Raw genomic sequence first — 22,644 nt, forward strand, 5'->3', positions numbered from 1 at the left:
TAATACTGACTTATCCTACAGCTTCAAATCAGGATCGATGAGCTGTAGGTCACGTAACGATTGTGCTTGCCCTCGCACCGAGCGCCTTTCTACCCTGCGCGCTGTGCGATCAAGCTTTCGGTTGAGCTTTCCCGAGCGGTATTCGGCATGTACTTCCGCAGGATCTGCGTCGACTGCCCAACCGGGTTCTCGAACCACTTTCAATGGATCTGCAGAATTTCCGGCCAGATCTTGGCTAAACTGCACAGATGGCTTGCCCAATCGGGCAGTTGCCTCGCTACATTCTCTGCCAAGCGCTACGACATGCCGCCATAACTTGATTCCGAGCAGCAAAACGTATAATAAGGAGAGGGCGAGCAACGAGACCCATATCACTATCCATGTCCACCAAGGCATGGAACTAGTCTAAAGACACTCAGAAGGACTCATGCCCACATTACCGACAAAGCCGTCGGGCGCCGGTTCGGCTGCCCCTATGCTTCACGACGACAAAGGCCAGAATCTCAGCCGTGGGCTAAGCAACCGTCACATTCAACTCATCGCCATTGGCGGGGCAATCGGCACCGGCTTGTTCCTGGGTTCTGGTAAGACCATCGCGGTTGCCGGACCGAGCGTGATCTTCGTCTACATGATCATTGGCTTCATGCTATTTTTCGTGATGCGAGCCATGGGTGAAGTGCTTTTGTCCAATTCTGGCTACCGTACGTTCGCAGATTTTGCCGGCGACTTGATTGGGCCCTGGGCCGGATTCATGGTCGGTTGGACTTATTGGTTCTGCTGGATCATCATCGGCATTGCAGACATCATTGCGATCTCTGGCTATGTGAAAGTCTGGGCACCGGACTTACCGCTTTGGATACCCGCGCTACTAACCATCGTGCTCTTTTTGGTCTTGAACCTGGTCGCGGTCCGGTTGTTCGGTGAGTTGGAATTCTGGTTCGCTTTGCTCAAAGTGGTCGCAATCATCGCGCTCGTGGTCGTCGGCATCGTACTGATCGCGATGGCCTTCCGCTCCCCCAATGGCGACACCGCGTCCTTAGCGAATCTTTGGAACGATGGCGGGATGTTCCCCAAGGGATTCATGGGCTTCATCGGCGGCTTCCAAATCGCAATTTTCGCCTTCCAGGGCATTGAGCTCGCTGGCACGGCTGCCGCAGAAACCAAAGACCCGGAAAAGACCCTGCCTAAGGCGATTAATTCGATTCCGCTTAGGGTTTTGCTTTTCTATGTAGGTTCGCTCATTGTCATCATGGCGGTCACCCCGTGGCACTACGCCAACGCAGATACCAGCCCCTTTGTGGCGATGTTCTCGCTAGCTGGCTTGGTCGGCGCCGCCGGCGTAGTCAACTTTGTTGTGTTGACTTCAGCCGCATCGAGCGCCAACTCTGGCATCTTCTCCACGTCGCGCATTATGTACGGCATGGCGGGAGACAACGAGGCACCTAAGACATTCGGCGTGCTCTCCGGGAACAAGGTGCCCGCGCGGGCCTTGTTGCTTTCCTGCGTTTGTTTGTTGCCCGGCGTCGCCCTGCTTTATGCAGGTGACTCAGTCGGTTCTGCCTTCACCCTGGTCACCTCGATCTCTGCGATCTTATTCATCACGGTCTGGGAATTCATCGTGATTTCCTATCTTGCTTACCGCAAGAAGCGCCCGGAGCTTTACGACACCTCAAAGTTCCGGATGCCTGGCGGCAAGATCATGGCTTGGGTGGTACTGGTATTTTTTGGTTTGGTCATCATCGCGCTTGGCTTTGCGGAAGACACCAGAATTGCCCTGTATACGGCACCAGTTTGGTACTTGATTTTGATCGCAGCCTACTTTGGGCTGGTTCGGCCAGCTAAGCGTCGCGCCGACAGGCTAGAGACGGCTAGCAAGTAGTCTGCAGGCTTAGCTAGTAGTTGGCTAAGCCTTGCTCAGCCCAGTGGAGTGCGGCTTCGGCCGCCTCCACTGGTGCTACCAAGCGAACTGAGCCTCCATTTTGTGCAATAAGCTGCGGTAACCATTGTGTGTTGCCAACCCGAATGGTCACGGCAGAAATCCACGGCGAGCTTTGCTCGGTGGCCGCATCCGCATTGCTACTCAGGCCAACCGAAGACTCTGCATCATAATAATCAGCTACCCATTGAGCCGATGAATCCAGCAACAAAATTACTTCAACATCATCAGCGCTCGGCGTGAAAAGACTCTCCGGAAAAGCTGACTCTGCCCACGGATCTGCCGAAGCAATCTGCTCGCCAATCTCGGCGTGCTGAATTCGGTCCAATCGAAAAATTCGCTGCGCCTCAGCGCTATGGCACCAAGCTTGCAAGTACCAGGACTCATCATCGGAAAAAACACGTTGCGGATCCACTGTGCGTTCAGTGACCTCATCTCGGTGCGGGACCAAATAATTCAGACGTAGTTGGCGTTGCTCACGAATAGCACTTTGTAAAAGCGCCAGTGTCCCGGACTGCGCTGGCGAAGCCAGTCGCACACCGACGGTGCCGCTAATCGCTCCGGCAGCCTCGCCAGTGGCTGCGCTGATTTTCGCCATCGCGCTTCGCACGGCAGAATCCCCCGAAACTCCAGGTAAAGCGCTCAAGGTTTCCAAACCCACTAACAGCGCAGAGGCCTCTGCCAAGCTAAAGCGGACCGGCTCTGAAAGCTCTTCAGCATCCGCGATGAAGACGTGCCCGTCGTCCCAGCTAACGTCCATTAGGTCACCGTGCAGACCTCCGGGCAAGCCACTCACCATCATCAAATTCAGATCGGCTTCGAGTTGCTTACGCGAGATGCCGAATTCAACCGCGATTTCGTTTAAATGCATTCCCTGATGGTGGACTAGGAACGGTACCAAATCGACGAGCCTGCGCAGATGATCTTGAGCAGTTGTTTTGCCTCTGCTTGGCGGTTTTGTCACTGCTTGTAGCGGAATATCCGGTACGGAGCTTCGCATTGAAGCCACGGTGGCGCGCAAGCGGTTTTGTACAGCGTCCCGCAGCTCAAGGGGTTCCTGAACGACTAGATGTGGTCCCCAGCCCGCTAGTTCGCTAGCCAAAGCTCCAACTGAACCAAAAGAAATTCGTAGCTTATCCCACTGCCCCTCGGCGTGCGGCTCGTTATTTATCTGCTCAGCGCGAGCTCGCACGGTCTGCGCTTTACCCGGCCGGACTGAGATAATCGCCTCGTATCGGGCGGACAGTTCCATCCCGTCCAATACTTCGGCCACCGAAAACCCAGATGGCCGGGCAAAGGCACCCTGGGTATTGGCTTCAATCCCGGAACTAATTCGTGACAACCTGAAAACGCGACGATCTTGCCGATCGACATCAAATCCAATCAGGTACCAATTGCCAAACTTTTGACCCAGACCCCAGGGCTGAACTCGTCGTCGAGTCGCCTTGCCATCCGTTTTGCCTTGATAATCAAATCGCACTTCGAATCGGGAAGTAGCTGCCTCCAAAAGATCTTCGAAGGCCGGCTCGCGCGTGCTAATTCGAGGCTCCAGAAGCGGTTCTGCGGTCATTTCGACTGGCAGACCGCCTCTGGTTTCGATCTTACGCACCGCCCTGGCAGCAGCGCTACCCAAGGCAGCCCGGCCCCATAATCTAGCCGATAGCGAGAGCACCGCGGCTTCTTCTACGCTGAATCGGACCTCGGGTAGTCGGTACTTTTCTTTCGGAATCCGATAACTGGTAGTTGCTGGGTCCTCGTCAAACGCGCCATTTTCGGTATGTGCTTCCAGCGGCACACCCATAGCGCGCAAATCAGTTTTGTCCCGCTCAAACATCCGCTCAAAGGCCTCTTCTGAGGGCGATGCTCTATAAGCTTGGATATTTTGGCGTAGAAATTCCTTGCTTCGACCGTAGCGGGTTTCTAAAAGGGCAATCAAGAGATTGAGCAAACGTTCAGTACGAGAAGCGGACACCATTCCAGCTTAGGCGAAAATTTTCCGAACCCAGCTGAAGCGATGCCCGCCTCTAGTAAATCAATCAAACAATATTAATTTTTTGTCAGCCAGAACTGATCGGGCCAGAGGTTAGCTAACGCCGACCAGATCTACGACGAAAATGAGCGCTTCATTCGGGCCAATTGCGCCACCAGCACCACGTTCGCCGTAAGCGAGCTCCGCCGGGATCTCCAAACGACGACGCCCGCCGACCTCCATACCAAGCAAGCCCTGGTCCCAGCCTTGGATGACTTGCCCAACGCCTACGGTGAAGTCCAATGGAGCCCCCCGGCCCCAGGAGGAATCGAATTCTTCGCCAGTAGAGAGTGCCACGCCGACGTAATGCGCTGAGACGGTGGTGCCACGAACGACCTCGGCTCCACCTCCTGGAATCAAATCCTGGATGACCAGCTCAGCAGGTACTTCGTGCTCCGGAAAATCGATTTCAGGTTTTGTACGATCGTAATCGCGTTGTCCAAAAGACATGATGCTCCTCTAAAAGTTGCGGTGATTAGGATTTAGGCCTTGGCAGCGATATTGATCACAAATACCAAGGTTCCAGCGGGCTGTCCAGCGCTAGGATTATCGCCATAAGCCAAGCTTGCCGGGATAACAAGCATTACGGTGGAACCAACCTTTTGGTTGACCAGGCCCTGCAACCAACCCTTGATGACGCCACCAGAAAGTGTCACTTTGAAGGGTGAGCCCTTACCGTAGTTCGAGTCGAATTGCTTACTATCGGCCCAGCTCCAACCGGTGTACTCAACATTGGCGGAGTCTTTGCTGGTCAGTACGTCGCCGGTACCTTCCTTGAGAACCTTTGCTACCAGGTTTGCCGGCGGATCGACTGCCGGAATCTGCACGCTGGGGAGGCCCTTGTCATCAAAAGTTACAGCGGGCAGCTTGCCAGCGGAATCAAGTTGCTTAACTTCATCTGGAGTTGCCAGCGTTGGAGCTGGCGGAGCCGCCTGGACAGATTCAATGTGATAGACAACCACGGCTGCTGGTACTGCTTGCGCGCCCTGCGATGCAGCTTGGGCTGGAATGCCATAAGCAATATCTGCGCCTACTTTGGCACCGACAAAGATGCTGTATGGCAATGGTGCTGAGCTCTTGAATTCGTCATCAAGGACGAATGGGATGCCTTTGGGCTTGGAATAATTCTCACCCAGCGAACTGCCATCCTGCGCGCTCAGAGCAACAGAACGCAAAGTGACCTGCTGTCCGGCGGCAACGGCGTCACCGGTACCTTGAGTAACCAGCTTAATCGCTACCTTTGGCAGACTGAGCGGTTTGGCAAATTCGACGGTCGGAGCTTTGCCAGCTTCGCCTGCCGCAACTTTGACGCTATCGAGCAACTGTGAATTCGCTGAGACAGCTTCGCTGCTGGAAGCAGAGCTACTGCTGGCAGCTTGGTCGTTATTACCTCCGCAGGCGGAGAGCAATAGCGTCAGAGGGATGATGGCGGCCGCTACGGCCAAAGATCGGCGCACAAACACTCAATTCGTTGAAAGATATCCAGACCAGTTCAGGCCCCGGCCAGTCTATCCGTTCAGTCTGAAAAGTCACTTTCAGTTCCCAATGAAGCAATCAAAGCATCCACTCGCTCGTCCGTATTGCGGAAGGGGTCCTTGCAGAGCACCGTTTGGTGGGCCTGATCATTGAGCTTCAGATGGACCCAATCCACGGTGTAATCTCGGCCGGCCGACTGCGCCGCTTTCACAAACTTGCCCCGTAAAGCGGCCCTGGTCGTCGCTGGCGGCGCCTCAATGGCAGCCATAGCTTGACCATCCTCGTTGACTCTGGCCACGGCACCGCGCTTTTGTAATAGGTAATAAAGCCCACGATCGGTAGCGATGTCGTGATACGCCAAGTCAATTTGAGCTAACCTCGGCGAATTTAGCGTCAAAGAATTTTTCGCTTGATATGCGTCAAGTAACTTCTTCTTGATTGCCCAATCGATTTCGGTCTCAATGCTACTGAAATCCTGTTGTTCAATCGCGTTGAGCGTCCGCTGCCAAAGATCCATGATTCTTGGCACGAGGGCATGATGAGCACCAGCAGTGAGTAAATATTCGCTGACCTTTTCGAAATATTCGCGCTGAATTTCCAGCGCATTTGTCACTCGTCCATTTGCGAGTTTCACCGGTGCCATTCCGGTAAGGTCTTGCGAAATTTCTCGGATCGAGCGGATCGGATTTTCCATTCGCAAATCGCGCATGATGACGCCGTCTTCGACCATTCGGAGAATGAGATCTATCGTGCCGACTTTGAGCATCGTCGTCGTCTCTGACATATTCGAATCGCCCACAATGACGTGCAACCGCCGATACAATTCTGCGTCGGCATGCGGCTCATCCCGAGTATTAATAATCGGTCGTGATCGCGTCGTCGCCGAAGAGATACCTTCCCAAATATGTTCAGCTCGCTGGGAGAACGAATAGTTGGCCTGACCCGCATTTTGATGAACTTTTCCAGCGCCCGCAATAAGTTGGCGAGTAACCAGGAACGGAATGAGGATCTCAGCCAATCGAGCAAATTCACCGCGTCGACCGATGAGATAGTTCTCATGACTACCGTATGAATTGCCCGCAGAGTCGGTGTTATTTTTGAAGAGGTAGACGCTGCCGGCAAACCCTTCCAAGTTCAGACGCTTCTCGGCTTCAGCCACCAACTCGTTAAGAATTAGCTCACCTGCGCGGTCGTGCGCAATGAGTTGCCCAATCTCATCGCACTCCGCCGTGGCATATTCGGGGTGCGAGCCTACATCGAGGTAGAGCCGGGATCCGTTTGCCAAAAACACATTTGAGCTGCGTCCCCAACTCACTACGCGCCGAAAAAGATACCGAGCAACTTCTTCCGGCGAAAGCGGCCGAGAATCCTTGCTTGAAAAGGTGATGCCAAACTCGGTTTCGATGCCAAAGATCCTGCGATCCATCCCGCTCCTCTTGTTCGCTAGCCTTTGTTTCGAACTGCTGCGTTATTCTGCAGGCGACCCTGAACCTCGCGGGCTCAGTAAATCGTTGACCTCGTTGGCATTTAGCCGTCGAAAAGCCCTCGCCACGCCCCGGCTGGTCTCTGAATCTCGGTCCAATACCGCAATTTCCAAATTAGCGGCGTCGAGTTCCACTACTGGCTCACGACCGGCGCCCAAAGCGCCAACAGCCAAGCCGACCACGTCGGCCAGGCTGCTGCCCGACGCCCAGCCAGCCGCAACTACTTGGTGGACGGAATCAACTTGGCCACCCATGGCAATGAAACCGGTCTCATCAGCGATAGATCCATCAAAAGTGAGTCGGTAGAGGTGATCTTGATCCTGGTTTTCCCCGACTTCAGCAACAGCCAATTCCACCTCAAAGGGTTTCTGCTCTGCCGTGAATACTGCGCCGAGGCTCTGCGCATAGACGCTGGCTAACCCGCGAGCGGTCACATCGTCGCGATCATAGGAGTAGCCCCGAACATCTGCATAGCGAACGCCAGCTTGGCGTAATGATTCGAACTCGTTGTATTTACCGACCGCAGCAAACGCGATCTTGTCGTAAATTTCGCCAATCTTATGCAGCGACGGTGAAGGGTTTTCCGCTACCAAAGCAATGCCCTCAAGGCTTGAAACCACTACCACAGAGCGGCCCCGAGCAATGCCTTTTCGGGCAAAATCGGCACGGTCCTTCATCACCTGTTCAGGGGATACATAGAACTGTTGAGTCATGATTCCCGCCCTAACTCGGCGCGACGCACCAAAACTTGTTCCACCACGGTGCCCAGTTCATGCTGTGGGATTTTTCGACTGCCACCGCGAGTGACTGTGTAGATGATGGGCCAAAGTTTTCGGATCACATCCGGTCCACCGGTAGCTGAATCGTCGTCAGCTGCATCAAAAAGGGACTCCACTGCCACCTGAACCGCATCTGATTCGCTCAGCCCTGGCTTCCACAGCTTTTTCATAGCGCCCCGCGCAAACACCGATCCAGAGCCAACGCTATGGTGTTCTAGTTCTTCGTATCGCCCACCAGTGACATCGTAGGAAAACAGGCGACCTTGCGAAAGAGCGGGGTCAAAGCCGGCAAAAAGCGGCACCACCGCTAAGCCTTGCAAGGCCATTGGCAGGTTTCCGCGCACCATTGCGCCTAGTCGGTTGGCTTTGCCTTCCAACGACAGCGGCGTGCCTTCAATCTTTTCGTAATGCTCAAGCTCAACTTGGAACAGCTTGGTAATATCGATCGCCAAGCCAGCAGTACCTGCTATGCCCAGCACCGAATATCCATCCGCGGGAAAAACTTTTTCAATATGCCGGCTAGCGATCATCGTGCCCATAGTTGCCCGGCGGTCCCCCGCCATGAGCACGCCGCCAGCAAACGTCATCGCGACAATGGTGGTGGCATGTGGCGTTTGAGGCAATACGCCAGCAGGAAGCGCCTGGCCGAACGGCAAAAGATCCGGCCGAGATTGTGAAAGATGCTCAACAAAGGAAGAGGTCGAGGCAGCCGCAAGATCACGGACTACCCGTTCACCTTCACCACGCCAGGACATCGCTTGCGAAGCCATGCCGGTCTACTGTCCGCCCTTTTGCACAAAGCCCCGCACAAACTCTTCTGCGTTCGACTCCAATACGCCGTCGATCTCGTCAAGCAGATCGTCTACGCCGTCAGTATGCGCGCTGGCTTGTGGCGAGCTTGGCACCGGTACCGGGGCGTCCGCTACCTCATGCTCTTCTTCGCGGGGGCTGCTGCTCTGCTGCTCTTGGCCTGCCATTTCACGCTCCTGATCGGACTATTGCGCAACGGTTTGTGCTCTCTTCATCCTGCCACGGCTAGCGGCCATTGTCTGGCCAAAAGTCACCGACAAGAAATCTTGACTTTAATTTGCGCCCAAAAGAGCTTGCACAAAGTCTTCCACTGCCAAGTTGGCATCAAAGAGCTCCCCCGTAAGTGCCTTGGTCCCGCGCAAAGGCTCTCTGGTCGGAATCTTCTGCAGTCGGCGCTGCTGAGGCAATTCGAAGATCACCGAATCCCAGGACGCACCCACAACATTCGCGCCAAATCGGCGGATGCACTCACCGCGGAAGTAAGCCCTGGTGTCTTCGGGCGGCTGCGAAACTGCCGACTCAATCCGCGAAGTCGCAACTAGGGTTTCCAGACGTCCTCTGGCTTGAAGTCGATTTGCGAGTCCTTTATCGAGTCGAATATCGGCCCACTGTAAGTCAATCAACGCCAATCTTGGGTCGTCCCAGGCCAAGCCATCCCGGTCTCGATATTGGTTGAGCAGTGCGAGCTTGGCCGCCCATTCTAAATGTCCGCTCACCGCTTCATAGCCCACACCTAAACCAGAGAGCGTAGCTTCCCAGCGGTCCAAAACCGTTCGAGTGTACCGATCCGGATCCGTTCCCGCAGCTTGCGAGGCGGCCTCAAAGTACATCCACTGGACCTCAAGGGCGCTGACTCGTCGTCCGTCAATAAGCCGATAAGTTTTTTGCAGGCCGACGTCGTGGCTGACCGATTGCAGCGCTTCAACCGGTTCCCAAATCTCCAGGCGCGGAGCCAATCCGCGCTCAATGAGGTCCAGTACCAGCGCCGTAGTGCCGAATTTTAGATAGTGCGAGACCTGAGACAAGTTCGCATCACCAATAATCACGTGCAATCGACGGTACTTATCCGCTACCGCGTGCGGCTCGTCCCGAGTATTAATAATCGGTCGACGGATAGTGGTTTCCAAACCAACTTCGGCTTCAAAAAAATCTGATCGCTGACTGAGCTGGAAACCTGGCCGGGAACCATCTTGGCCAATACCCACTCGGCCAGCGCCGCAGATCAATTGCCGAGTGACAAAAAAGGGCGTCAGTCCGCTGACAATCTGTTGAAAAGGCACCTGCCGGGGCATCAAGTAGTTTTCATGACTGCCGTAAGAAGCGGATTTCGAATCAGTGTTGTTTTTGTACAGCTGGATTTCCGGAAGTTCCCGATCTGCCGCGGTCAATCCAGCCGCGCGACGCGCGCTGAGGCTCGCCAAGACCTGGCGAGCAACGGCTTCACCAGCAAAGTCCCAAATTAGCGCGTCTTCCGGATTGGTCACTTCCGGCGAGGAGTACTCCGGATGTGCGTGGTCAACATAGAATCTGGCCCCGTTGCCCAGCACCATATTCATCACCATGGCCGGCGCATCCACCGGGTCAGCGGTATCCAGTGCGCCAGTTGCACTGCCCCAATCTGAAAGCGCAATTCTAGCCGCCGTCAAGATATCTGGCTGCTGGAGTCGTCCCGGTTCATCAGTGAGTTGCGATGGGTGTGCTTGCCCGCGTGGCACTGTCCACCCTCTAGCATCCGCTAACGGATCTTCATCGCTGTAGTCCCACCTGGTTTCCGCGCCATCGGTGGCATGCTGCGCGGCTAAAAGCGAATAGCCGTGCACAACCTGGCTCGAAAGCCAGGTCGCATTGTGTCCCGGCGCTCCTGGCGTATGGATGCCATACTCGGTCTCCGCGCCCATTACTCGCACAGCCGTCATCTCGGTAACCTTTGCGGTCCTGGTTCAAAACTCACAAATATTGACCGGTATTGAGCGAAGTTTCCAGAGTCTTACCCGGTTCTTGACCGGCTTTACCTTGGATGATGGTCCGAATGTAAGTAATCCGTTCACCCTTTTTATCGGAGATACGTGCCCAATCATCAGGATTTGTGGTGTTTGGCATATCTTCGTGCTCGCGGAATTCGTCCGCTACGGCGCGAAGCATGTGATCGACGCGAATGCCTTTGTCTCCGGTCGTCAGCAAGTCCTTGATCGCGTACTTCTTCGCCCGATCTACCACGTTTTGAATTACCGCACCTGAGTTGAAGTCTTTGAAATAGAGCATCTCCGAATCGCCATTAGCGTAGGTCACTTCAAGATACTCATTAGATTTATCTGTCGAGTACATGGCTTCAACGGTGCGTTGAATCATCGCGTCTACCGTTGCCTGCGCACTATTGCCGTGCGCGAGCAAATCGTCCTGATGGAGGGGCAAGTCCACGGTGACATATTTTGCGAAAATGTCTGCCGCAGCTTCAGCATCAGGCCGCTGAATTTTGACTTTCACATCGAGTCGGCCCGGGCGCAAGATTGCCGGATCAATCATGTCTTCGCGGTTCGATGCACCGATCACGATGACGTTATCTAGGCGTTCAACGCCGTCGATCTCGCTGAGCAATTGCGGCACAATCGTCGTTTCAACATCGGAGGAAACTCCGGTGCCTCTGGTTCTGAACAGCGAATCCATCTCATCAAAAAAGACCACCACTGCGCTGCCATCCGAGGCTTTTTCCCGGGCCCGAGCAAAAATCAGTCGAATCTTTCGCTCGGTCTCACCCACGTACTTGTCTAGGAGCTCCGGGCCTTTGATATTCAAGAAAAAGCTCTTTGTCTCTTTGAGCCCATTGCGTTCGGCCGCTCTGGCAGCGAGTGAATTTGCCACGGCTTTGGCGATCAACGTCTTGCCACAGCCGGGCGGGCCGTAGAGCAAAATGCCTTTTGGCGCTTTAAGCCCGTGTTCGCGATAGAGATCAGGGTGCAAGAACGGAAGTTCGACGGCGTCGCGAATCTGCTCGATCTGCGGGCCGAGACCACCGATATCGTGATACGAGATATCCGGAACTTCTTCAAGGATCAGGTTTTCGACCTCAGAGCGCGGAACCTTCTCTAAGGCATAGCCAGAACGGGAATCGGCGGAAAGCGCGTCACCTACTCGTATTTTCTGGCTCATCAGGGCCCCGGAAAGCTTGACCACTCGCTCTTCATCCGCCCGGCCGGTGACCAAGGCCCGGTCAGTACCAATCAATTCCTTAACCGAAACGATTTCGCCGGTTCTTTCGAAACCCAGCCCCGCAATAACTGTCAATGATTCGTTCAGCAGTACCTCTTGACCTGGACTAAGCGAGGCGATGTTGACCAAAGGACTGAGTCCAACACGCATTTTTCGACCTTGGTAAGCAATATCAACGGATTCCTCCGTGACGGCTAACCCGGTCGCCGAACTCGCCTGGTCGGCAGCAGAAAGCGTTGAAACTGCCTGGCCCGGGGTTCGGCGGGGGTTAATCTGCACCAAGGTGGCAAAGCTATAGGGCGCTTGGCCGTCCTTTTCCAAAGCCGATTTGAGCCGCAGAATTTCTGCCTTAGCCGATTGCAGGGTTGTGGTCATCTTGGTGTTGTTCTGCGTAGCAGCGGCAAGCTGCCGATCCACGTTGCGGAGCTTATCACGGAGCACATTGAATTGACGCTCAAGAACCGAATAATCACGTCCCTCATGAGCCTGGGTATTCTCTGGCTTATTTGCAGAGGTTTCAGTCATTGTGATCAGCTCCTTCGCGGCGGCCTCGAAAAACGGCCATCCACTAACAATCTAGAACACAATGGCAATGCTTTTTGTGCCCTAGTCCGTTTCCTGGACAGATTAGCGGACCGTGTCTTGGCTATCGCCGTCCTCGGAATCGGTACTGTCATCGCCATGATGTGCCGGTGCAACATGGCCTCTAGTCTGCGTCGTTGCCGAGGCATCACGAGCGGCGCGACGGAGCTTCTTATCCGACACCGATCGTTCACCAACTGAACCTGGCGTCCAGGCTTCTAGGTCCTCGTCGCTGAATTCGGTCTTTGAAGGGCGCCGTTTGAGCGCTAGCGAGGTTACGCCGTCGGCAAGCTTTCGAGTGACCAAAAGGAATCCGGTGTGCGCCACCATCCGGTGATTGGGCCGCACTGCCAGACCCTCCAAATGCCAGCCACGAACCATAGATTCCCAGGCATCTGGCTCGGTGAAACGTCCGTCAGCCCGAATTGCCTCTGCGGTGCGAGAAAGTTGCGTAACGGTAGCGACATAGCTGATCCAAACGCCGCCCGGGGCCAAAACCGTTGCCACCGCGTCGAGGCATTCCCACGGCGCGAGCATATCTAAGACCACTCGGTCTACGCTGCCGGGTGCCTCCGCTTTGACAACCTCGTCTTGGAAATCACCCAAAGAAATCTGCCAGGCCGGGTGCAGGCCAGCAAAAATTGTCTCGACGTTGCCACGGGCGATCGCGGCAAACTCTTCACGACGCTCAAAGGAGTGCAGGTAGCCCTTGTCCCCCACTGCACGCAGCAGCGAAATCGACAGCGCACCGGACCCTACCCCGGCCTCGACCACTCGGGCTCCAGGGAAAATATCCGCCATAGTCACGATCTGGCCAGCATCTTTGGGGTAGACAACGGCCGCGCCGCGCGGCATCGACAGCACAAAATCACTGAGCAACGGACGCAATGCTTGATAGATCTGGCCAGTGGTGTTGGCCACGATCGAACCTTCGGATTTGCCGATCAGCTCTTCATGGTTAAGGAAACCTTTATGCGTGTGAAAAGCGGCGCCTTCGGTCAAGGTAATGGTATTCATCCGACCGCGTTCGTCCGTTAACTGGACTCGTTCACCGGCACGGAATGGGCCTCGGCGCGCCTGTGCGCCGTGCGGGCCATCCTGCTGGGTTTCGCTTTGCTCCGGAAGGTTCTGATTGCTCACGTGCCGTGGTCCATCCTGTTGCTGGGAGTAAATCTAAGTCTTGACGCTCAGGCGTCGGGCAAGGCTTTGCCAGTAATCGCTGCTACCACTACGCGCTGTCGGAGCAAGCCAGTCACTCGGCCAGCTGAATCGACCACCGCGTATTCACTTCCGGAAAGCTGCGCCAAGTATTGCACCAGTTCTTGCCCAGAAGCAGATTCGCCAACGTAGCCGCCTTCGGGCAAGGCGTGTGCTGCTGCGGTCGCCGGCGTTGAGGCCGCGACCGTTATTGGCACCGTAGAGAGTACTAGCGGGTCCACCAAATAAGCTGGCTTGCCGTCCCGGTGGCAGAGAATGACCGAAGCCGTCGGGTTATTGGACATCGTTGCGATGACCTCTGCAACACTGACGTCTTCAGAAAGTCCAATTGCTGGGCCGCTGAGCTTTCCAGCGCTGATTTCTGGCAGCCTCAGACGCATTCGAGCTGTCGTAATGGCTTGGCTTGCACCCACCCACAAGAAGGCGGCAATGAAAAGACTGAATAACGCGGTCTGGATGTTTAACGGTTGGCGCACCAGTAGCGGCACCCCCAACACGGTAAACACCAGCAGCACTACCACCACTCGTCCTGCCCAGCCCGCGGCGACGGTGCCCTTTTCCTGGCTGCCAGTAATCCGCCAGACGATCGACTCAACTAGCCGTCCGCCGTCGAGCGGGAGCCCCGGTAAGACGTTGAACGCGCCAATCAGCAAGTTCGCCCAAACAAAGATATTCAGGAGCAAATTGAGAACTCGATCCGGCGTGCCTACGCCGTCGGGCAGGCTCAAGTACACCAAATAGCCAACCGCGGCTAGCACAAAGTTTGCTAACGGTCCGCTAAATGCGACGACGAGCGAGCGCCAAGGAGTCGCCGTAAAGTTCTCAAACTGTGTGTGCCCGCCCCAAAGATTGAGCACGATCTTTTGCGTCGGCCAGTGATAGGCGCGAGCCGCAAGGGCATGCGCTAATTCGTGCACCAAAACCGAAAAAAGTAGCAACAAAGCGTAGACAAAAGCCACCAGGTACGCGCCCACGCCCAGTGTGGGATAGTTCTCACTCAGCTGCGGACCAAACACCAGCATGGTAAAACCGGCAATGATGAACCAGGAGTAAGCAAGAATGATGGGAACTCCACCAATCCTGCCCAGTGGAATGCCTTCTCGACGTGCCTTGACCTCAGGCTGCGGTTCAGCAGCGCTCACGCTCGTGCCGTCGCGTTCAGGGCCAAAAGATCCTCGGTGTTCCGTCCCGCTAAAGTGTGCCACGTGACCCGCTTCGAGTCTTCCGGCAACGGCACGGTATGCGGGATGCCAATAGTTAGCAGGCCGGCGGCCAGGGCCGAAGTAACACCAGGCAACGAGTCCTCTAGCGCAATACAGTTGGCAACTTCAAGCGTGGGGTCAGTTTCCTGTAGTTGCCGCACCGCGCGCAGATACGGCTCCGGATGCGGTTTGCCGTTTTCCACTTGGTCGCCGGTAACCATGAATTCGAAGCTTTCCGCCGGTAGCGCGTCAAGAATTTCTTTGGCCAGCGGGCCCTCGCTCATAGTAACTAGTGCGCATCGGATTCCGGACTGGCGCAGCTCCGCCAACAATTCGCGGGCTCCAGGTCGCCACGGCAGCTCCACCCGGATTCTTTCAATCACTCGACGCGTGAGCTCGTCAATAATTGCGCGTTTTTCCATTTTTACGCCGGCATCTTGCAAGACGCCAGCTGAGAACCACAACGATTGACCAACCAGGGTATGCGCCTGCTCTTCTGACCAGTGCCCGTAAAATTCTTCGACCATAAGGTGCTCAGAAGCGATCCAGCACGGCTCCGTGTCGACCAGAGTTCCGTCCATGTCCCATAAGACCGCTTTGAGCCAAGGGGCTGACTGTGCGTCTCCAGCTGCGGTGCCAGACGAGGCCGGGATTGAGCCGGGGCCGGGCCGGGTGGAATCGCTCAGTGAAGATTGCATGGCTACATTTTACCGGCACGCGCGACAACTCGTGTTCAGGTGCTCCTGGCTAAGCTCTCGGCGAAGCGGACTGTGTCGAAGCTGTGCAGAGCAGCTTTGTCGTCTTTCGGCGACGTAGGCTGGAACGGTGAACAGATTTGACGATGCCGCCAGTGAGGGCAAATTGCTGCCCAGCGCAGTAGAAGGCCAGCGAATCACCGTGATGGTTGCGGCCTTTGAAGGCTGGAATGATGCCGGGGACGCAGCCAGCGATGCCCTGAAGTATCTCAATAAACTCTGGGGTGCGGTAAAAGTTGGCCGTATCGAAGCAGATGAGTATTACGATTTTCAATTCACTCGACCGGTGATCAAGCGAACCGCTTCGGGCGCTCGCAAGGTCAAATGGCCAACAACTAAACTCAGCAAAGTCTCGCTGCCGGGAAGCGCCGTCGACGTCGTCTTTGTGTACGGAATTGAGCCATCCTATAAATGGTGCGCCTACACTGACGAACTACTGGAGCATGCCGAAGACCTCAATGTAGACTGCTTGATTTTGGTCGGAGCACTGCTCGCTGATGTGCCACACAGCCGGCCAATTCCCGTCACTTCGTCAAGCGACGACGACCGGTTCCGCGAGCGTCTCAATTTAGAAGCCCCCCAGTACGAAGGACCAATTGGGATTGTTGGCGTGCTGGCCGAAGCCGCCGCGGGCGTCGGCTTGCCAGTGCTGTCGCTCTGGGCAGCGGTTCCGCACTATGTGGCCCAGTCCCCCTCGCCGAAGGCGCAGTTGGCTTTACTGCATCAGCTAGAAGAATTGCTTCAGACTCCGCTTGAAACCGCTGAAGTGGTCGAAGAGGCCGATGCTTGGGAACGCGGCGTTAACGAATTAGCCGTGGAAGATCCGGAAATCGCCGTGTATGTTCGCCAGCTTGAAGAAGCTAAGGACACCGCGGAATTGCCAGAAGCCACGGGTGAGTCGATTGCGCGCGAGTTTGAGCGCTACTTACGTCGTCGTGGCAAAGAAAAGCCCTAGCCCGCAATAACTTAAGCTAGCAATTTCAGAGCACAACTCCGAGTAGGGCTTCAATTGCATCCGAAGCCAGCGCCGCATCCAAGGCACTGTGCTCAGTGGTGGCTTTTTGCCCAACCCAATTGTCGACGGCGTTCAATGCGGTTGGCGCATCAAGATCAGCCGCAAGCGCCGTCCGAATCTCTGAAACTAGCTGCGCAGCGCTGCCTACCGAAGTATGTTCCATCGCTGCGCGCCATTGAGCCAAACGTAGCTTTGAGCGCTCCAACAATTCGGCTGTCCAGGACCAGTCGCTCCGGTAGTGATTGGCCAAAATCGACAACCTGACTGCCATGGGATCGACGCCTTCGGCTCGCAAGGCGGATACCAATACTAGGTTCCCTCGCGACTTGCTCATTTTTTCGCCGTCGAGACCGACCATTCCGGCATGCGCGTAATGTTTCGCCAACGGCGTGTGGTCCAGCGCCCAGGCATGACCGTCACCCATTTCATGATGTGGGAATAGTAAGTCAGAACCGCCGCCCTGAACGCTGAAAGGGGCCGGTAGGAACTTTCTGGCGATCACTGTGCACTCAATGTGCCAGCCCGGCCGTCCGTCGCCCAGTGAAGCGCCCGGCCACGCCGGTTCACCCGCACGTTCAACTCGCCACAGCAAAGGGTCCAAAGGATTGCGTTTGCCGTCTCGCTCTGGGTCACCGCCGCGCTCAGCAAAGACTGGCAGCATCTCCTCAGGCGAAAGTCCGCTGATCTGACCGAGCCACCACGCGCCAAGTTCACCTGCATTGCTTGAATCGGGCGTTTTAACCGAGGCAGCGACAGTATCGAAGTAGACGTCGCCGCTGTCCATCCGGTAGGCGAATCCCTCGGCAATGAGCTCTTCTACGGCCGGCACAATCCATTGAATCGCTTCAATAGCGCCAATGTACTGCTGAGGGGCGATCACATTGAGCGCGGTCATATCTGCGCGGAACAACTCGATTTGGCTTTCGGCCAGCTCTCGCCAGTCCACGCCGTCGCGATCTGCTCTTTCCAGCAGCGGATCGTCAATATCAGTGACGTTTTGTACGTAATTGACACTCGCGCCAGAATCCCGCCACACCCTGCCCAGCAGGTCGAAAGCCAGATAGGTTGCCGCGTGCCCCATATGGGTGGCGTCGTAGGGGGTAATTCCGCAAACATAGAGACTCGCATCTGCGGCAACCGGCAAGGCTCGTAAGGTCTTACTGGCGGAATCAAACAACTGGGGAGCTTCAATATTTCCGGGCAGCTGAGGAAGCGGCCGGGTGGACCAAGATTTCACGTAGCCAACTCTATTCGGTTCTCAGGTGGGTCAGGACAACGTCGCCGGGATCACTCCAAAGCCCAGCAGAACGAAGACAACTAAGCCCAGCGCAATTCGATACCAAACGAAGCCTCGGTAGCTGTTGTGCGAAATGAACTTCAAGAACCAACCAATAATCAAATATCCGACGACGAAGGCGATTACGGTGGCTAAGGCAGTTTGGCCCAGGTTGAAAGTGTCACCGGCGTTTTCGTGTTTAGCAACAATCTTGAACAGTTCATAGAACCCACTGCCGAGTACGGCAGGGATCGCAAGCAGGAAAGAGTATCTGGCCGCAGCTTCACGGGTATAGCCCATGAGCAGACCGGCGGTAATCGTGCCGCCTGATCGGGACACACCCGGGATCAGGGCCAGGCATTGAGCTAAACCATAAAGAATGCCGTGTTTGACGGTGAGTTCTTCGAGCTTGCGTTCGTGCTTCCCTACCGCATCGGCCACGGCCAAAATAACGCCAAAAACAATCAACGTCGTCGCGACAATCCAGAGGTTGCGGAAGGTAACCTCGATCGCATTTTGGAAGAACAGGCCAACCACAATAATCGGAATCGAGCCGGCAACGACAAGCCAACCCATCCGAGCATCCGGATCATTGCGCGGAATCTTGCCGGCAATTGACAGGCCCCAGTGCTTGATAATCCGCACGATGTCTCGCCAAAAAAAGACGATGACCGCGGCTTCGGTACCCAATTGGCTCACCGCGGTGAAGGCGGCGCCAGGATCGCCTAGGCCCATCAGTTTCCCGACGATGAAAATATGGGCGCTTGAGGAGATCGGAAGGAACTCCGTTAGACCTTGGACGATTCCCAAAATTGCTGCTTGTATCCATTCCACGTACCTGACCTTATGTCATTCACCCGTAAACTTCTTTCATGCAACAGCGATTCCTTGGCCATAGCGGCCTGCGTGTTTCTACCTTGAGCCTGGGCACCATGACGTGGGGAACCACTACCGACGAAGATCAGTGCCGAGAATTGGCCAAGGACTATTTCGACGCCGGTGGCACTGTGCTGGATACGGCGGCCAGCTACGGGGAAGGTCGTAGCGAAGCGATTATTGGCGAGCTCCTGGGTGACTTAGTGCCGCGCGCCGACGTCGTGTTGATCTCTAAGGCCGGGATTGAACGCAGAGACGGAAAGCGGATGGTCGATTGCTCCCGCCGCGGCTTGCTTGCAGCTCTTGATGCCACCTTGGCTAGATTGGGCACCGATCACCTCGATGTTTGGCTAGCGCATACTTGGGATCCCAATGTGCCGCTCGCAGAAACGCTGAGCGCTTTGGATCACGCGGTGAGCTCTGGACGCGTTCGCTATGCAGGAGTTTCAAACTATGCGGGCTGGCAGTTAGCTAAGGCAGCATTAGGAGTTCAGCAGAGCCTCGTGGCGCACCAGGCAGAATATTCGCTGCTCAACCGAAAGGTCGAAGCTGAGACCATGCCAGCGGCAGAAGACGCTGGCGTCGGCCTCATGTCCGGGGGGCCGCTGGGCCGCGGCGTACTGACTGGAAAATATCGGGGCCAAATACCCTCGGACTCGCGCGGAGCTAGTGCACGGGCGGTGGAAATTGAAGCCTATTTATCTGGTCGTTCCAGCCGAATCACCGAGGCCTTGGTTACCGCGGCCAAAGGCTTAGACCGGGATCCACTTGATGTGGCGCTGAGCTGGCTTCTCGACCGACCTATGCTGGCAACCGCCGTGGTGGGCCCGCGTACGCCAGCCCAATTGAAATCGATACTCAGTGCCTCGTTGCTGCCATTGCCGGAGCAAATCGTGAATGTTCTTGACGAGGTCTCTGCTTAGTCGGCCTCAGATTCAAGCAGTCATCAGCTTTATTTGTCGAGCGGTTCGAGTTCTTCTTGATCCAAATTGCGATCATCATCGCTATCGTCGTCGTCTGAGTCGTCCTCGTAGATGACCAGTGGAGTCACTTCACCATAAGAGTCGTAAAGTACTTCTTCATATACTTCGAACGCATCCGCAATGGCGAGATACGCTGCTTCTACAGCAGGATCATCGTCACCGCGACGCGCCACTGAGGCAGCCAAATGCTCCTCAAGCGCGGAGGTCAGGGACTGCAACGCGACACGCGGATCTATGCTCATAAATACGACGTTAGCCCTAATGGGATGAAAATGGGGAGTCATGAGAGAAGAATTTGGACGACGAATTCTCCGGGGCAGCCAAGAAAGCTCTGTTCGGCTGGAGCGCGACTACGCCCGGCAATACGAATATTTGGTGCTCACGGTCAGCCCACAGGAGCCGGCAAATGAGGCTCGACAACGCCTCACAGAGCATGCCGAGTACGGCAAATAGGAGCTCCAACGCAGCAGACTCTACGTTGGCGGCGGCAGACAATACTGGCTTCGCCGGAAAGTCCTGCGCGTCGAGCGAACTGTCTAAAGCGCCTCGGTAATCGGACCTAACCAGGCCGTGGCAACAGTGCCTAAAGCCGAGTCTTCGCTTGAGGGATGGAACTGCCCAGCAAGCACATCTCGGTAGAGCCTGCCCAATTCATTACCGGTGAAATAACTTGCGCCACCGTTGACCTGAACGGCCAAGCTCACCACTTAGCGCGCCGCCGTCGTACTGCGAATCTTCAAGCCAACTAGCTGCGCAAACCATTGCGAGCCATGCGCTACCTGCTGATCAACATCCGCCGCCAAGCTATTGATTTGCGGATAGATTCCGTCCATGATCATGGCGGCTTTAGCTACTCTGGCCCTGATCAAGGGATCGTTGGACGCCGGTGCCGCATTCTCTAATGAACGACGGCGCAAGGCAGCTTCTGCGGCTAGAGCCACCGCCCGCTCGCCGATGCCCGCGTAAACCGCAGCGAGCAAGGTTTCAAAGCAAGCAAAAATTGCAAAAATCTAACGGATCCGCATTGGGACCTACCGGCAGTTTCCGGAAGATTCGCTCACTCGGGACCTCAACGCCGTCGAGCACGGTGCTGTTTGATTGGCTCGCACGCATCCCCAGCGTGTCCCAATCGGCAGCGATTGAATAGCCAGCTTGGTCTCGATCAATAAATCCGTGCACAAGTTTTGGCTCTGCACCTGATGAGTCTTTGCCAAAGACGCCTAACTTGGTCCAGGCCGGCGAGAGCGAAGTTAAAATCTTGCGCCCGTAGAACCGGTAACCGTCTGCTGTCGGTTCAGCGCGTGTGTTGGAGTCGAAAAGCACTGAATCATTACCGGCTTCGGAATTACCGAAAGCAAAGATCTCCCCCGCGGTGGCCTCATCAAGCACAAACTGTAAGGAGTCGTCCCCTCGATCTTTGAGCAGCTTGGCGACGCCGGTCCAGACCAAATGCATATTGACCGCTAAGGCGGTCGCGGGCGCCGCCGTGGCCAATTTCCGTTGTGCTGCGGCTGCTGCTTGCAAGGAGGCGTTCGGCGCAGTGAAGATCTTTAGGTAGCCCAGCTCAACGAGCTCTTCGAGATCTTCGCTGAAAAAAGAGTTCTGCGCATCATAGTCAGCGGCACGTTGCCTAAATCGCACTAGTAGCGCTTCGTCGAGCAGTTGTGCTGGTGCTACCGTCTCTGGCATCAGTAGGTGCTCAGCAACCGGTCGAGCACCCGCACACCAAACCGTAGCGAGTCCGCGGGAACCCACTCATCAACCCCGTGGAACATTGCCGGGAAATCCAAGTCAAGCGGCAACTGCAATGGCGCAAAGCCGTAGCCAGTAATTCCCAGTTTACTCAGGGCTTTGTTGTCGGTGCCGCCGGAAAGCGTATAGGGAAGTACTTTTGCGCCCGGATCTTCAGCCTGCAAGGCATCGATCATCGAATCAACGAGGTTGCCAGAGAACGGCACTTCTAGATCCACATCTTGGTGCGAACAACTGACTTCCACGCCGGTACCAGCAAGTTCGCGAACAATTTCGAGCACCTTTTCCTGCTGTCCCGGCAGCGTCCGAGCGTCAATGAGTGCCTCTGCGGTGCCCGGAATGACATTGTGCTTGTAGCCGCTACGCAGCACCGTGGGGTTTGTCGTATTTTGCAGCGTTGCGCCCACGAATCGGGCAACTGTGCCGAGTTCCTTGAGAATTTCCTCTGGATTATCTGGATCAAATTCCACGCCGGTTAGTTCGGTGACGCCTTCGAGGAACTGTTGGGTGGTCTTGGTCAATTCAATCGGCCATTCGTATTGACCGATTCGGGTTACCGCGGCGGCCAGACGGGTGACGGCATTATCGGTGTTTATTTGCGAGCCGTGGCCCGCTCGTCCGTGCGCAACTAACCGCAGCCACGATAGGCCCTTTTCTGCTGTCTGCAGCAGATAAGTCCGCCGACCACCGATTTCCGTTGGATAGCCACCGACTTCGGAAATCGCCTCGGTGGCGCCCTCAAAGAGCTCGGGTCGGTTCTCTACCGCCCAGTGTGAACCAAATTTTCCGCCAGCTTCCTCATCAGCGAAGAAAGCAAAAATCAAATCTCGCTCTGGTTGGTGCCCCTCACGAGCTAATGAACGCATGACCGAAAGGATCATCGCATCCATTTCCTTCATATCAACCGCACCGCGGCCCCAAATCAGGCCATCTTTTTCTTCAGCGCCAAACGGATCTACCGACCAGTCTTCTTTTTGCGCAGGAACTACATCGAGGTGCCCGTGCACAATGAGCGCACCCTTGGATGAATCTTTGCCTTTCATCCGGGTCAAAACCGAGGTGCGGTCGGGCGCAGATTCGAAGATCGTGGTCTCCAGACCTACTTCCTCGATCAGACCGGCGGTGTATTCGGCAGCCGCTCGCTCGCCTGGTCCGGTGCCATCACCATAGTTGGACGTGTCGATCCGAATGAGGTCCCGACAAATCCGGATGACCTCTTCTGAGGCGTTCTGATTACTGCTGAGCTCTGCCACGCGTGACTCTC

The 22,644-nt window shown here is 55.7% G+C and carries 20 protein-coding genes and 2 pseudogenes; 4 read left to right on the top strand and 18 right to left on the bottom strand.

Going from position 1 to position 22,644, the window contains the following annotated elements; genetic code table 11:
• Positions 1-15: 15 nt before the first annotated feature.
• Positions 16-396, bottom strand: coding sequence for a hypothetical protein (locus RSAL33209_RS17780; RefSeq protein ID WP_012245432.1), 381 nt, complete (start codon positions 394-396; stop codon positions 16-18).
• A 79-nt stretch (positions 397-475) separates the two neighbouring features.
• Between RSAL33209_RS17780 and RSAL33209_RS08990 the strand changes: the two genes are divergently transcribed.
• Positions 476-1,879, top strand: coding sequence for an amino acid permease (locus tag RSAL33209_RS08990; RefSeq protein ID WP_041684627.1), 1,404 nt, complete (start codon positions 476-478; stop codon positions 1,877-1,879).
• Positions 1,880-1,892: 13 nt separating this feature from the next.
• On the opposite strand, the gene RSAL33209_RS08995 is transcribed toward RSAL33209_RS08990, so the two are convergent.
• From RSAL33209_RS08995 to RSAL33209_RS09050, 12 genes are all read right to left on the bottom strand, one after another.
• Positions 1,893-3,911 carry a helix-turn-helix transcriptional regulator gene (locus tag RSAL33209_RS08995; protein ID WP_012245434.1) on the bottom strand — a complete coding sequence of 673 codons (2,019 nt, stop codon included), beginning with the start codon at positions 3,909-3,911 and terminating at the stop codon, positions 1,893-1,895.
• A 108-nt stretch (positions 3,912-4,019) separates the two neighbouring features.
• Positions 4,020-4,415: an FKBP-type peptidyl-prolyl cis-trans isomerase gene (locus RSAL33209_RS09000; protein WP_012245435.1), complete on the bottom strand. Its 396-nt coding sequence runs from the start codon at positions 4,413-4,415 to the stop codon at positions 4,020-4,022.
• Positions 4,416-4,447: 32 nt separating this feature from the next.
• Positions 4,448-5,422, bottom strand: a complete 975-nt coding sequence (locus RSAL33209_RS09005) for an FKBP-type peptidyl-prolyl cis-trans isomerase (protein WP_158539306.1) — start codon at positions 5,420-5,422, stop codon at positions 4,448-4,450.
• Positions 5,423-5,481: 59 nt separating this feature from the next.
• Complete coding sequence (gene pafA / locus RSAL33209_RS09010; protein WP_012245437.1) at positions 5,482-6,867, bottom strand: Pup--protein ligase; 1,386 nt, start codon at positions 6,865-6,867, stop codon at positions 5,482-5,484.
• A 42-nt stretch (positions 6,868-6,909) separates the two neighbouring features.
• The gene (prcA, locus tag RSAL33209_RS09015) at positions 6,910-7,638 is read right to left on the bottom strand and encodes a proteasome subunit alpha (RefSeq protein WP_012245438.1); all 729 of its coding nucleotides are present in this window, start codon (positions 7,636-7,638) and stop codon (positions 6,910-6,912) included.
• Complete coding sequence (gene prcB, locus RSAL33209_RS09020; RefSeq protein WP_012245439.1) at positions 7,635-8,474, bottom strand: proteasome subunit beta; 840 nt, start codon at positions 8,472-8,474, stop codon at positions 7,635-7,637. Before prcB ends, prcA begins: the two co-directional genes overlap by 4 nt.
• A gap of 6 nt (positions 8,475-8,480) precedes the next feature.
• Complete coding sequence (locus RSAL33209_RS09025) at positions 8,481-8,681, bottom strand: ubiquitin-like protein Pup (RefSeq protein WP_012245440.1); 201 nt, start codon at positions 8,679-8,681, stop codon at positions 8,481-8,483.
• Between the two features lie 105 nt (positions 8,682-8,786).
• Positions 8,787-10,430 carry a depupylase/deamidase Dop gene (gene dop / locus RSAL33209_RS09030; protein ID WP_012245441.1) on the bottom strand — a complete coding sequence of 548 codons (1,644 nt, stop codon included), beginning with the start codon at positions 10,428-10,430 and terminating at the stop codon, positions 8,787-8,789.
• 31 nt (positions 10,431-10,461) lie between these two features.
• Positions 10,462-12,246: a proteasome ATPase gene (gene arc / locus RSAL33209_RS09035; protein ID WP_012245442.1), complete on the bottom strand. Its 1,785-nt coding sequence runs from the start codon at positions 12,244-12,246 to the stop codon at positions 10,462-10,464.
• 102 nt (positions 12,247-12,348) lie between these two features.
• Positions 12,349-13,443: a tRNA (adenine-N1)-methyltransferase gene (locus RSAL33209_RS09040; RefSeq protein ID WP_012245443.1), complete on the bottom strand. Its 1,095-nt coding sequence runs from the start codon at positions 13,441-13,443 to the stop codon at positions 12,349-12,351.
• 47 nt (positions 13,444-13,490) lie between these two features.
• A complete protein-coding gene (locus RSAL33209_RS09045) occupies positions 13,491-14,663 on the bottom strand; it encodes a site-2 protease family protein (protein ID WP_041684629.1) in 1,173 nt (390 codons plus the stop codon).
• The gene (locus RSAL33209_RS09050) at positions 14,660-15,421 is read right to left on the bottom strand and encodes an HAD family hydrolase (RefSeq protein WP_012245445.1); all 762 of its coding nucleotides are present in this window, start codon (positions 15,419-15,421) and stop codon (positions 14,660-14,662) included. The genes RSAL33209_RS09045 and RSAL33209_RS09050 overlap by 4 nt, the downstream gene beginning before the upstream one ends.
• Positions 15,422-15,548: 127 nt before the next feature.
• On the opposite strand from RSAL33209_RS09050, the gene RSAL33209_RS09055 reads away from it, so the two are divergent.
• Positions 15,549-16,433, top strand: coding sequence for a PAC2 family protein (locus tag RSAL33209_RS09055; protein WP_012245446.1), 885 nt, complete (start codon positions 15,549-15,551; stop codon positions 16,431-16,433).
• A gap of 25 nt (positions 16,434-16,458) precedes the next feature.
• Here RSAL33209_RS09055 and mshC read toward each other — a convergent pair whose 3' ends face one another.
• The gene (gene mshC, locus RSAL33209_RS09060; protein WP_012245447.1) at positions 16,459-17,730 is read right to left on the bottom strand and encodes a cysteine--1-D-myo-inosityl 2-amino-2-deoxy-alpha-D-glucopyranoside ligase; all 1,272 of its coding nucleotides are present in this window, start codon (positions 17,728-17,730) and stop codon (positions 16,459-16,461) included.
• Between the two features lie 30 nt (positions 17,731-17,760).
• Positions 17,761-18,603 (bottom strand): undecaprenyl-diphosphate phosphatase, encoded by an 843-nt coding sequence (locus RSAL33209_RS09065; protein WP_012245448.1) that lies wholly within the window; start codon positions 18,601-18,603, stop codon positions 17,761-17,763.
• 38 nt (positions 18,604-18,641) lie between these two features.
• Here RSAL33209_RS09065 and RSAL33209_RS09070 point away from each other — a divergent pair, with 38 nt between their 5' ends.
• Positions 18,642-19,568 carry an aldo/keto reductase gene (locus RSAL33209_RS09070; protein ID WP_012245449.1) on the top strand — a complete coding sequence of 309 codons (927 nt, stop codon included), beginning with the start codon at positions 18,642-18,644 and terminating at the stop codon, positions 19,566-19,568.
• A 29-nt stretch (positions 19,569-19,597) separates the two neighbouring features.
• On the opposite strand, the gene RSAL33209_RS09075 is transcribed toward RSAL33209_RS09070, so the two are convergent.
• Complete coding sequence (locus tag RSAL33209_RS09075; RefSeq protein WP_041684630.1) at positions 19,598-19,870, bottom strand: hypothetical protein; 273 nt, start codon at positions 19,868-19,870, stop codon at positions 19,598-19,600.
• Positions 19,871-19,910: 40 nt separating this feature from the next.
• On the opposite strand from RSAL33209_RS09075, the pseudogene RSAL33209_RS17075 reads away from it, so the two are divergent.
• Positions 19,911-20,168: pseudogene (locus tag RSAL33209_RS17075) on the top strand (DUF5703 family protein).
• Here the strand turns inward: RSAL33209_RS17075 and RSAL33209_RS09080 are convergent.
• Together RSAL33209_RS09080 and RSAL33209_RS09085 are read right to left on the bottom strand one after the other, a co-directional pair.
• Positions 20,165-21,317, bottom strand: a pseudogene (locus RSAL33209_RS09080) (acyl-CoA dehydrogenase family protein). The pseudogenes RSAL33209_RS17075 and RSAL33209_RS09080 overlap by 4 nt on opposite strands.
• Positions 21,317-22,633, bottom strand: coding sequence for a M20/M25/M40 family metallo-hydrolase (locus RSAL33209_RS09085; RefSeq protein ID WP_012245454.1), 1,317 nt, complete (start codon positions 22,631-22,633; stop codon positions 21,317-21,319). The pseudogene RSAL33209_RS09080 and the gene RSAL33209_RS09085 overlap by 1 nt, the downstream one beginning before the upstream one ends.
• Positions 22,634-22,644 lie beyond the last annotated feature (11 nt).

Source organism: Renibacterium salmoninarum ATCC 33209 (assembly GCF_000018885.1).
GTDB classification, from domain to species: domain Bacteria; phylum Actinomycetota; class Actinomycetes; order Actinomycetales; family Micrococcaceae; genus Renibacterium; species Renibacterium salmoninarum.